Below are 11,133 nucleotides of genomic sequence, written 5' to 3'. Positions count from 1 at the left end.
TCCAAAAGAGTTTAGATCTGGTGCGCTAAGCCGCTCGATAAGGGCATCAGGCGCTTACCCCCGGCGCTGGTTGGGCTCAGTGCTAACAAATAGCTTCCTTAAAAAGCAGCTCTCCTAAACATATGGTGCGGTCAAGGCAGGAAATCGCCGCTCAGACTTCATGATTTGGATTTCCTGAGAGAATTTGATTAAGTATTTAAATCTACTATCCCTTACAATATACAACCGGCAGCACGACAGGTATCTATGTAGCCTCAAGGACATCGACATCCTCGCTAGACTTTTCCGGAGACTGATTATTGAGACGCGGTATGCGTGAATGATATTTTTTCAGTTTATAAATTACGGAATTTCTAGTCTATCGGCCATTGGAATTGCAATCCAGGACTCTTTCAGTTGTCTTAATCGCAGGTAGCGTCCGTTCCGCTTTTGAGCATGCCGATAGTGTCGGCCATACACCTTCGCCGAGCAGTACTTCCAACGAAGGCAGGGCAATCCTTGGACGCGAGGGTCCAGGCGTCGAGGAACCGAGCAAAATGAGGTCGAACTAGCCCCTCCTTTGCTAAGTAGGATATCAGGTCGGAGACGGCGCGGTCATGGGCCTCTGCGCTAATACGGCCGGTGAGATAGCTCCAGCGGAAGTACAGTACGACCAGGTTCAGGGTGTCGGTTTCGCAATAGTTGCGGACACGCCCAATTTCGCCGGCCTCCACCAACTCGGCCACGCGGGAACCGTGCTCACCGAGTTTTCCTGGCAGCCCGATAACGGCCGCCCCTTCGTCCAGCGTGAGCTTGGACGACGCGCCGAAGTCGGCCATGGACTGCATAACGTCGGCATGCCAATCGACGGCGTACCGATAACCGTAGCCGGCCCAGCGAGTGCCCCTACGGTACCAGGCGGGCGTGGCGATGCCGTGGCGCATGGAACGCAGGAGGAGCGTCGGGATGTCGAATCCCTGGCCGTTCCACGTCACGACCCTGAAACGACCAGCCTCGAAATGTTTCCAGAATGCGCGGAGCAAGCGCTCCTCGCTCCAGCCCGCCTCACCACCGCTGCGGCAGGAGCGAATATGGAATTCCTCGGTGCCATTAGATGGATCCCGATGGATACCGGCTTCGACAACGCTGATCGCCACGATCTTGTGCCACGCGGTCTTGGGGAATTTCTCTCCCCAATCGGCGGGCAGCAGCTCGGTGTCGACGACGGTTTCGATGTCGAGCGCCAGCAAGGCGTCATGCGGGGCGGCGTTGTCGCCGGGACGAGACTTAGGGCCGCAATCGCCGTTGTACCGCGGCTGCCCCCTCCGCTCGGGTACCCCCTGGTCGAACAACGTGGGACCGTCGGCGGAAAGTCGTAGGGACATCCCCTGCCTACTTCCCCCGGGGCTCCTGCCAACGCTCGCGATGCCTGCTGATGTCATGTGACGGCCTCCCGACGATACAGCTGATGCTTGTGACTTCGTTCCCGGGACGGTTCATCGCTCCGGCGGCAGGTGCTCCGTCCTTCGGCGGAGGGACACCTTGGAGGAGGCCGGCGCACCGTGGACGTCCCGGCTGGGCGGCCCGGCGAAGAGGGACCTGACCTGCGCGTTCTCAAGGTGGCCGTCGCGGAAGAGGGCCCTTGCGATGCGCTCCAGGGCGTTCCGCTCCGTCCGCATGAGGTCGAGCGCGCGTTCGTAGGCGGCGTTCAGCCGGTCCTGCACCGGGCGCAGCAGCCACGGCATGCGGCCGAGATCGATCTCGCCGTCGGATCCGAGGCTCACGAGGGGAAACTCGGCGGAAAAGCCGAGGCGAGCTTCCATCTGCACGGCGCAACGCGTCGCTTCGGCCAGGTCGCTAACCGCGCCGGCGGATACCTCGCCGAGCATCACTTCCTCGGCGGCCCTTCCCGCGAGGGCGATGACCAGGTAGCCGAGGAAATCGGCCTCGGTCTGGCTGAACGATGCCGCGTCGAGGCTGATCGTCGACAGCCCACCGGTGGCCTGGACGGATAGGATGATCTCGTCCTGCGCACCGCGCGCGATGGCCGCGACGGCATGCCCTCCCTCGTGGATAGACGCGCGCAGGCGCATCGCCTCGCCGAGGATGGGCGTGGCATCGGCAGCGGCGAGATCCGCTGCGGTCAGCGCCGAGCCCGGACGTCGCCGGGCGAGCCCACGGGCCCGCCGGACGAGCGCCTCGACATCGGCACCAGTCGATCCCCTGAGCCGAGCAGCGAAAGGACGAAGGTCGAAATCTTTCAGGTCCCCGCCGAGGTAGTGACGGAGGATGCCCTGAAGGTCCTCGGTGCCCGGCAGGTCGATCCGAATATGCCGGTCCAGCCGGCCGGCGCGCAGGATCGCGGGGTCGATGCGGCCCGGGTGGTTCGTGGCGCCGATGACGACGACCCCCTCCCGTGAGGCGGCCCCATCCAGGTGCTCAAGCAGCGCATTGACGACCTGGCTGCTGTAATCCCGATGATGTTCCGCGAAAGAATTCCTATCGCCGAAACTGTCGATCTCGTCGATAAGGGCGATGCAGGGAGTCCGGCGCGCCTTTTCGAAGTAGGCGCGCATCGCACCCAAGGTATGCCCGAGATGACCGTCCCGCTCCGCCTGCCACTGCCCCAGCGACCCGGCGAGCAAGGGCAGTCCGGTGCTCCTTGCAAGCGCCAGTGCGAATTGCGTTTTGCCGCATCCCGGCGGCCCGATGAGTAGCACGGCCGTCTCGCAGTCCTTGAACCTGATCTTATGATTTCTCCACAGCCGCAGGTCCTCGACAAGGGCTAGGCCGAACGCTTTGGCTTCGCCGAGCCCATGCATGTCCTCCAACCGCTGGCCCTCGCCGACGTTCGAGCGCCCGGAGCGTACCAGGGCCTCCAGCCGGTCCATCGCGCCGCCGGCCCCGCGGTTCGCGTGAACGGACAGGCGCAGGTCCGTCAGGTCGCAGGACGACGCCAGTACGCCGTCGAAGGTCCTGTCCGGGACCTGTCCGGTCACGGTCTCGACGACGAGGGCGAGGGCGGAAGGGTCGAGGGGACGGATGGCGATCCGATACTCCGTCGCGCGCACGAGGTCCCTCGGCAGGGTCCGCGCCGGATCCGTCGCGATGCCAATGACCGCCTGGCCGGACTGGATGGCCTCCCCGACGCCCTCGTTGCCCTTGTCAGGCCGATGAGCGCTCGCGGAACCGTCGCGCGCGAAGACGAGCGCCTCGCGGCGCTCCGGCCCGCCGTAGTCGGATCGCGACGTATCGCCGTTGCGGACCGAGCACGCCGCCCCGAGGGCGCAGATCCTGACGGCCTGCTCGATGGGCATGGTCCAGTCGCCGGAGGGGACGGCGATGGTGACGACCGGAGCGCTGCGCCGGAGCGCGCGCAGCAGCCCGTCCTCTGCATCAATGGCGCGCGCCAGCATCACGGCGGCGGCGACGAGGTCCGCATGGGGAGATTGTGGCGCAAAGGCCTCCTGGCGGCTCGGCACACCCAGCGTCTCGTCGAGATCGTCCTCGATGGGCATGGGCATGATTTCCCGCCCGTGGGTGGCGTCCCTCCGAAGCAGGTCGATGAAGGTGCGGGCGAGGCCGTCTGTCATGGTGCCGCTCACTGTGACCTCCTGCATGCGAGCCCCGTTCGGCGGGGCGCCGTGTCGTCACGTCTCCGCGCCTCTCAGTCGACGCGGGCCCCAGACGAGCCGGACCCGTGCATGGCGGCGTGGAACGCGGGGGCCGCTCTCCACCGCCGAGCGAGTTGGGTCGGGGCCGGGTCGGACGGGTCGAGCCGGCCGAGGGTTTCCAGCGCGTGGGCGATGATGACGCCCGCGGTCGCGTCGCCCCCGAATGCCCGCACGACGAGGTTCCCCAGGATCACGTCCGTCAGCCGGGTCCGCGAGGCGCGGCCGTGGAGATGGTCTATGGCGACGGCAGCGGCCGCGGCTGCGTCCCCGGTTCGCGCCGCCTTCCAGCGCCGCTCGTGGAGGATCTCGATGGTGGCGACCAGCTTGGCCAGACGCAGGACCTCGGCGGGCGAGATCCGCGCGGGGTCCTGGGTGCGCCAGAGCGTCAGGGGACAGGTGGTCTTCCGCCTCCGCACACGTGGTGAGCCGTGGCCTTGGCGGCAGATGGTCCCGTGGGGATCAACCGTGGTTTCAGGGGTTTTCATGGGGCCTCGCTCAGGTTGAAGGGGCCCGGCACTGGACCGAGCCGGGACGGGGATGCGCTTCGGGAAGGGTGCGCCGAGCTTCGACGGCTGGCTGCTTAGGCGACGATGACCCAAGCCGGATCGAAGTCCGACCCTCGGGGGTCGCCGCGGGGGTTGGCCACGACGCGCGTGCGCCCGAGCCTGTAGTCGGCCCGGGACGGTGCGTTCCCATGGACCCACAGGCACGGTGCGCCCCATTCCTGCATCACCGCTTCGAGATCGGAAGCGAGCGAGGCCGCTACCCAGCTATCGCAGAGCCAACCGGACCAGTCCTCGGGCAGCGAGCGGCGGGAGGGGGCATGGCAGGTTAGCACCACTGCCCTGTCGCCCGGCCTCACCCCTTCGACGAGGGCCTTCGGCGGCGCTGGATATCCCAAGGCCTGATAGGCAATGGTCGAAAGGGCATCCTCGACGTAGGCGCGCGAGCGTGCGTGGACGGCGAGTGCGTCGAGCGGCGACCAGGGTCGGCCTTGTCGCAGGAGGATGCGGTCGCAGTCGGGGGCGGCATGCTTCGCGCCGACGCGGGCGAGCCGACCGTGGAACGCGCCTTCCAGGGACCAGTTCGTCCACAGGGTTGCGCCGATCACGTGCACGCCGCGTCCGTCCGGACCCTCCAGCCGGATGGTCTCATCGGAGAGCAGCCGGATACCCAGCTCCCGGGCACGGTGACGTCCCCTTGCGAGGGCCTCGACTAGCGGCGTCCCCGACCAGTATTCGAGGTTTCCGGGCACCATGACGACGGGGCGGTTCCCTTGCCGCCCGCCGAGGGCCGCCGCTAGCCAGTGCAGCGACGCGTCCAGGCCGGCGGCGATGCCGCCGGGCACGAGGAGCGCATCGAACTCTGGCAGTGGGTCAGGCAGGACGAACCCGGGATCCAGGTCGATCCTAATGTCCGACAGGACCCACAACCTCATGCCGAGAGGATGCTCGACCTTGCCGGTCGCGTCGGGGAAGGCCGCAGCCTCGTGCGACCTTGATCCCGCGCTACCCCAGGATCTGGGAAGGCGTCGGGACGGGGAAGGGCTCCGCCTCTGCGACGGCACGCCCCGTGCGGGCGCGGGGACGTCTTGGTCAAGTTTGCCCAAGCGGTTCATTGAGGACGCCCCTCCAGTTCACGGTCCCTGACGCGGACGACGGCTTCGACGGCACGGCGGAGGCGGCGGACCGACCCACCCCGCCAACGGTGGCGGAGGGCCCGCAATTCTGTGGCATCGGGCGGCGGCAGGAACGCGGGGTCGAGGCCGCGTTCCCGCGCGATGTCGCCGAGCAAGGCGACGGACAGCGCCTCAACGTGCTCCGGACCGGGCGCGGGAAACGCCACGATGCGAAGCCGGTCTAGCAAGGGGCCCGGGAGTTTTCCCGTTTCGTTGGCCGTGCAGATGACCGAGGTCCAGGAGAGGTCGAGGTCGGTCTGCAGACATGGGTCGGGGAAGCGGCGGGCGTTCTCGGGTTCGAGTGTCTGGAGCATCGAATCCCAGATGCGGCCGTACTCGGCCCGGGTCGGGGCCTTGTCGATCTCATCGACCAGCACGAGGGGGTTTGCTTGAGAGTAGCGGGCGCACGCCATGAAGGCCCGGCACGGCTCCGCGCTCCACCATCGGCGTTCGGTGCCCCCGAAGGATGCCCCGCCATCGTTGGAGGCGTCCACGCGGTAGACCCCGACCCCGAGCTCCTCGCCGAGCCGACGGACGAAGCGCGACTTCCCCGACCCGGGCGGGCCTTCCAGGACCAGCGGAGGGATGCGGACGAATTCCTTCCCGACAAGTTCGCCGAGGATCGCGTCGACCGCCCGCGTGGCATGGCAGAACTCGCTGAGCAGGCGCTCGCGAACCTCGGGCAGGAACGGCGTCGGAACGAGGCGAAGGGCCTTGCCGATGGCATGCTCGAAGCCGCGCACGACCTCTCGGCCCTTACCAGCCCCCGTGGCGGGGCTCGCTGGACAGACGAGGACATGGCCGGGACAAACGGCGACATCGCCACCCTCGGTCTCCTTGGGAACGTCGGCGACGGGTCTCGGTGGCTGCGGCAGCTTCTTGCGGGCGGCGCCCTTGCCGGCCTTGTCCGCGGCATGCCGCTCCAATGGTTGGACCGCCTGCTGGCCCACGGCCCGCGCATGGGCAGCCAGGGTGTCGTCGGCCATGAAGTCGAGGGTCTGGCCCACGCTGATGGCCGACAAGCCGACCGCCAGCGTCCGCGCTTCGGCCTTGAGGTTCTGGAACGCCTGGCCGAGCGCAGCCCGCCACGCGGCCACGGCCGTGTCCACGACTTGCGGCCCCATCTCGGCGGGGGGGAATGGATCCGGCAGCCCGAGGTCGGTGAAGGTAACCCTATGGTCGTCCTGCGCGGTCGCCGTGACCAACGCCAGCTGGTGCAGCGCGGCGGCGACCTCCTCCAATCGCTCCAGGTCATTCCACACGGCCGCCGCCGACCGCGATGCGAGCGGCTGGACGAGGGCCGATCCGCCGAGCAAGAGGGATGCACCGACGATGTCGCGCATGTCAGGGTCGTTTGTCCTCGCGCAATACGTGTCCAGGGCCGCCAGGCCGCCCGAGAGAACCTTCCCCGGCTCGGTGGAGCCCGTCCCGAGGCGGGAGCGCCGAACGATGTCCCCGCACCGGGACAGCAGCCTGGAGCTGCGCGGCGCGGCGTCATGGATGAAGGAGACGGTGTAAGGGTTGGCGAGCCATGTCGCGACAAGGGCACCGAGCTCGGCATCGATGGCCCTCGCATCGGTAGCGAGCTCCCGCGGCAAGGCCCCGTACCGGACCGCCGGGTCGAGGCCTGCTCGGAGGACGCGGGGCAACCGCCTGAGAATGACCGCCCGTGCGGTCGGAGCCGGGATGTTCGACATCTGCCTCCAGGGGATCGGGATTGGTGCCGGGCGGCCGATATCGGACGCGTGTTCCAGCAGTGCCGCGCAGGCCGCAGGGTCGCGCGGCCAAGGCATCTCGCGGGCTTGTTCAGACCTCGACGACGAGGCCGGGGTCGAACGCTGCGTTCTCGCCGGGATACCCCTTCGGATTGCACAGCACGCGCGTCCCGCCGATCCGGAAATCCATGGACGTGTGGGTATGGCCGTGGACCCAGAGTGCCGGCTGAAACCTCTCGATGAGGGGGTCGAGCCGGGACGAGAAGCTGGGGTTCAGCGAGGCGCCGCGATATCGCGGCGCAATGCATCGGGCGCTCGGCGCGTGGTGGGTGACCACGACGCTAGGACAGGACCTGCCGTCGACGCCCACGGAACGTGCGAGCTCCCGTTCGAGATAGCGGCGGGAGCCGAGGTGGACGCCCAGCGCATCCTCGGGCCGGAACGGCCGCGGCTCGCCGCTCGTGGCGGTCGAGATCAGGCGGTGGTCGTTCATGCCCCGTCGTGCATCATCCATCGAAGCCGCGCGCCGATTGGGTCCGTCGAGTTCGTAATCGGTCCACAAGGTGCAGCCGGTGAAGGCCACACCTTCAACGACGGCAGTATCGTTCTCCAGGAAGTGGATGCCCGAATTTCTTGCGGCCCTGCGCCCCGAGGCGAGTTCCGCCTCAAAGCGGCGCCGGTAGAACTCATGGTTTCCTGCCACGAGGACGGCTTCCATGTGAGGACGGATCGCATCGCCGATCCAGGCGATGCTCTCGACGAGCCCTTCGCCGACGTCCCCGGCGATGACCGCGACGTTGGCGTCCGGGATCGCCGGGGGTAACCAGGGGCGGCCCACGTTGCGGTGAAGGTCGGAAAGGATCCAGATTCGCATGGTCGGGTGCCCTCGATCCGTGAGAAAGGGTTTCGGTACCCGCCGGGTCACGGGGCATGGCCCAGGCGCCCTTGGGGGGCAGCCGCTCGGGACCATTCCCAGAACGATCCGGGCGGCGACGCCGCTGCGATGACGAATGGGTGTGTGGAAGTCCCTGTGAGGGAACCATGATCCTGGGCCGCCGGCGCCTGAACCGCTGGGTTCCCTGGCTACGCTTCGACGGCGAAGGACATGGACGGACGGCGTTCGTGGCCGCCCCGAGGGGCGGTCCTACGACCGGCGAGATCCCGAACGGAGCTGCGCTCCCTGAGATCGGAGCCCCCTTGGATGGTGCCCTGTCAGTGTAGCCCGCTTCCGGCTTCGCGGCCGGCGGGTCGGCCGAGGGTGTAGGTGCGCGACAGCGTGCGGGCATACGAGACGCTGTCGGTCGCATAGAGCGCGGATGTTGAGACCCTCCGACCATCGACTATGTTGGGATGGCCGTAGACGCGGCCGGTCAGGATGCGCACCGGCGCCGCTTCCACCCTCCAGTCTTCAAGCCTAGGGCTGTCGTCGAGTTCAGACCGTGCGGGACCGGTTCCGTCGCGGATGGCATCCAGGGCATCTGCGAGATCGCGCAGGCGTTCTCCGGTGCGGCGCTCGTCCATCAACCGTACGATGCCGGTATCGACGCCGAGGGCGGCCGCGAGGCGGTCTGCGTCGATGGATGCCGCTTGCGGATCGGACGCCACGGCCCGGAGTGCCGCCAGGAGCCAAATTCCGGCGGACAGGGTCCTGGCGCTACGGCCACCTACGACCAGGTGGGATGCTTCCGAGTGGGTCAGTGGCGGCAGGGTCACCGGCAGGGTGCGCACGGGAACTTCCCCGGCGAGATCCGCGGCGAGGCGCGCCATCGTCCTCCCGAAAGCGGTTCCGGCGGGTCCGCCTCCCCCGCGGCTGCACCCGAGCAGCCAGGCCGGGGCGATGCCTCCGACCGCCGGGTCGAGGGGTACAGCTCCTTCCGTGGACAGCACATGGCAGGCCGCATGCTCGTCGAGCGGAGCGGGGCCGACCGTGAGGACGGCCGCATCGAGACTCTTGCGCAAGGTCGTGTCGGCAAGCCAGGCGACCGGCAGGTCGAGCACAGCGCAGCGTCCATCCTCCCGCGCCTTCGCGATCTCGGTGATGACCGGGGCCGTGCACCCGTGGGCGCTTCCAGCAGTTCGCTCGATCACCCGGACGGGATCGGCGGTCACGATCCGGGGTGGTAGGCCTGCCTCGGCCGGGAGCGTGAACCGGATCAGGCTCACGGGTTGTGCGAGCGCGGCATGCGCATCGGTAAGGACCAGGGCCGCATGGGCCGCCTCGATCCGTCCGAAAGTACCGAAGAATGCGCTGATCAATTGAACCCTCCGCAAGCATGCGGACGCGCTCGCCGTCACGGGATATCCGTGATGGCGCGGCGTCGAACGATCAATCTTGAGAAAGCGAATAATACAACGAAACCGACCAAAATAGCAATAGACTTACGTATTCGGCAAGTCACTATTGAATCTATGGTTAACGGTGCATCCAACAAGTGCATCAATGCCTTTCCCTGACTTCGCGTTTGAGGAAGGAACGCGAAGGCCGGTGTCTCGCCCGGCCTGCGTCACGGGACCCGGGGTCGGTCTCACAGACGAGATCCCCTGCCGGGCAGAGTGAGGGCTCCGGTCACATCGACAGCCAGTCCTCCTCGTCCCGGATGGTGGCTGCCATGGACCTGGCGTGACCGAGGATGACTTCCTCGTCCGCCAAGTCGAAATCGCTGTCGAGGACCAGGGGGACCGGAAGCCTTTCCCAGTCGACGCCGATGTCGGCACCGACGTGGACGGCAGCCTTGGGCGAGGCCATGCTCCTGGAACGCTCCCTCGCCATCCGCGACTTGGTCCTGGGCAGGCCCCTTCGGGCGTCCCGGGGATGCGTCCGGCGCGTGGCGTCCGACCCTTGGGAGGGAAGGCGGGCGGAAGGGGTTTTGCGGCGAGCTTTCATGTCAACCTCCGGTTCAGGCGGGGCGGGAAGAGGCGCAACCCGCGGAATGGCGGGACGCTGCGGACATCGGTGCCGGAAGGGGTTGCCGGCTCTCCCTGAGCGTACGCCCGGCACCGCGGCGCGCGATGCGCCGCGACGGATCGAACAGGCGACGCCGGTTCGGGTTCTGGTCGCTCACGTCTGCGGTCCGTTCATCCAGATCCACGGCGAGGTCGAGCAGGTCGGACCGGAGCTCGATCTCGGCGGCCGTCGCGCCGGAGGTCATGGCCTGGACTACGCGCGCACGGTCGATCCGGGTGGCGTAGGGGTCGTCCGCCGCGATGCGCAGCGTGGCGGCGAAGCCGATTGCCCGCCAGTGCAGGGTGCCGCAGGTACAGCCGGCCCGAAGGCTGGCGGCATCCGCACGCCGCAACGTTCCGATCCGGATGGGCAGGGCGCGGGAGGCTTCCGGAAGCGCCCGGTTGCAAGAAGCGAGCATCCAGGGCGGAGACAAGGCATCCGTGGCCTGGGCGGCCTTCGAGGCCATGGCGCGCCGGGCTCCATCATGGGCCAGCGGCTCGGGGCCGAAGGAGACGACGGCCAGATCGAGCCGGCTCCGGATGGAGATGTCGCCGAGTAGCGCGAGGGGAAGCGCCAGCATCAGGTGGCTCTGGCTGGCGGCAGCCTCGTCCAGGTACGCGGGGACGGCATCGGCGATGTTGTGCCCGCCGGCGAGGATGCCGGAGCCAGGCATCCCCTCTCGATTGAGGGCACTATTGGCAAGTAGGGCGGCGTGGCAGGCCGAGCTGTCGTCGGCAAAGAACCCGATGTTCATCACGGAAACTCCGCAATCGGTTGGTGCCTCTCGGGCACATGCAAATAGTACCTTGGGAGAAGATCTGAATTCAAGAAAAATCTCTAGTCACTAGAGATTTGCGTCGAGCCAGGGTTAAGCAGTCCCTGGCCGCCTCGATGGGCGGTCCGATAAGCGAAGCGACTACGAGGGAGGCAGGTCAGAGGGAGCGTAACCCGCTGCATGATCCCGGTGTCACGATGGCGCCCGTACCGATAGCTGTCGTACCGAGGTCTGCCGCATCAGATCAGGATGCCGTTCCGGCATGAGGCGAGTTCTAACGCCGCTGAGACGGAGCGGCGACGCAGCCAGGCACGGACGAGCGGGACGAACCCGAGTACAACCTTCGACACAGAACAGAATTCCGCTCG

General features: G+C 67.4%; 9 protein-coding genes. All 9 read right to left on the bottom strand.

What is annotated here, in order from left to right; all coding sequences use genetic code 11:
- Nucleotides 1–401 precede the first annotated feature (401 nt).
- The 9 genes from ACV7NL_RS06415 to ACV7NL_RS06375 all read right to left on the bottom strand — a co-directional run bounded on the left by ACV7NL_RS06415 (nt 402) and on the right by ACV7NL_RS06375 (nt 10,744).
- Complete coding sequence (locus ACV7NL_RS06415; RefSeq protein ID WP_244473812.1) at nt 402–1,229, bottom strand: 3'-5' exonuclease; 828 nt, start codon at nt 1,227–1,229, stop codon at nt 402–404.
- A gap of 246 nt (nt 1,230–1,475) precedes the next feature.
- Complete coding sequence (locus ACV7NL_RS06410; protein WP_162239588.1) at nt 1,476–3,497, bottom strand: AAA family ATPase; 2,022 nt, start codon at nt 3,495–3,497, stop codon at nt 1,476–1,478.
- Nucleotides 3,498–3,646: 149 nt separating this feature from the next.
- A complete protein-coding gene (locus tag ACV7NL_RS06405) occupies nt 3,647–4,138 on the bottom strand; it encodes a hypothetical protein (protein ID WP_162239587.1) in 492 nt (163 codons plus the stop codon).
- A gap of 95 nt (nt 4,139–4,233) precedes the next feature.
- Nucleotides 4,234–5,091 carry a metallophosphoesterase family protein gene (locus ACV7NL_RS06400; RefSeq protein WP_056172914.1) on the bottom strand — a complete coding sequence of 286 codons (858 nt, stop codon included), beginning with the start codon at nt 5,089–5,091 and terminating at the stop codon, nt 4,234–4,236.
- Between the two features lie 176 nt (nt 5,092–5,267).
- Nucleotides 5,268–6,674, bottom strand: a complete 1,407-nt coding sequence (locus tag ACV7NL_RS06395; RefSeq protein ID WP_244473811.1) for an AAA family ATPase — start codon at nt 6,672–6,674, stop codon at nt 5,268–5,270.
- 463 nt (nt 6,675–7,137) lie between these two features.
- Entirely contained in the window at nt 7,138–7,920 is a 783-nt protein-coding gene (locus ACV7NL_RS06390) for a metallophosphoesterase (protein WP_056172911.1), read from the bottom strand.
- A 338-nt stretch (nt 7,921–8,258) separates the two neighbouring features.
- Entirely contained in the window at nt 8,259–9,302 is a 1,044-nt protein-coding gene (locus ACV7NL_RS06385; RefSeq protein ID WP_463355212.1) for a hypothetical protein, read from the bottom strand.
- 310 nt (nt 9,303–9,612) lie between these two features.
- Nucleotides 9,613–9,792: a hypothetical protein gene (locus tag ACV7NL_RS06380; protein ID WP_156630143.1), complete on the bottom strand. Its 180-nt coding sequence runs from the start codon at nt 9,790–9,792 to the stop codon at nt 9,613–9,615.
- A 151-nt stretch (nt 9,793–9,943) separates the two neighbouring features.
- Nucleotides 9,944–10,744, bottom strand: coding sequence for a hypothetical protein (locus ACV7NL_RS06375; RefSeq protein WP_056267031.1), 801 nt, complete (start codon nt 10,742–10,744; stop codon nt 9,944–9,946).
- Nucleotides 10,745–11,133: the final 389 nt, after the last annotated feature.

The sequence above is a fragment of the Methylobacterium sp. Ger2507 genome (assembly GCF_055231875.1).
Note: the sequence above shows the minus strand (reverse complement) of the source record. Positions and strands in the feature narration are given on the sequence as shown.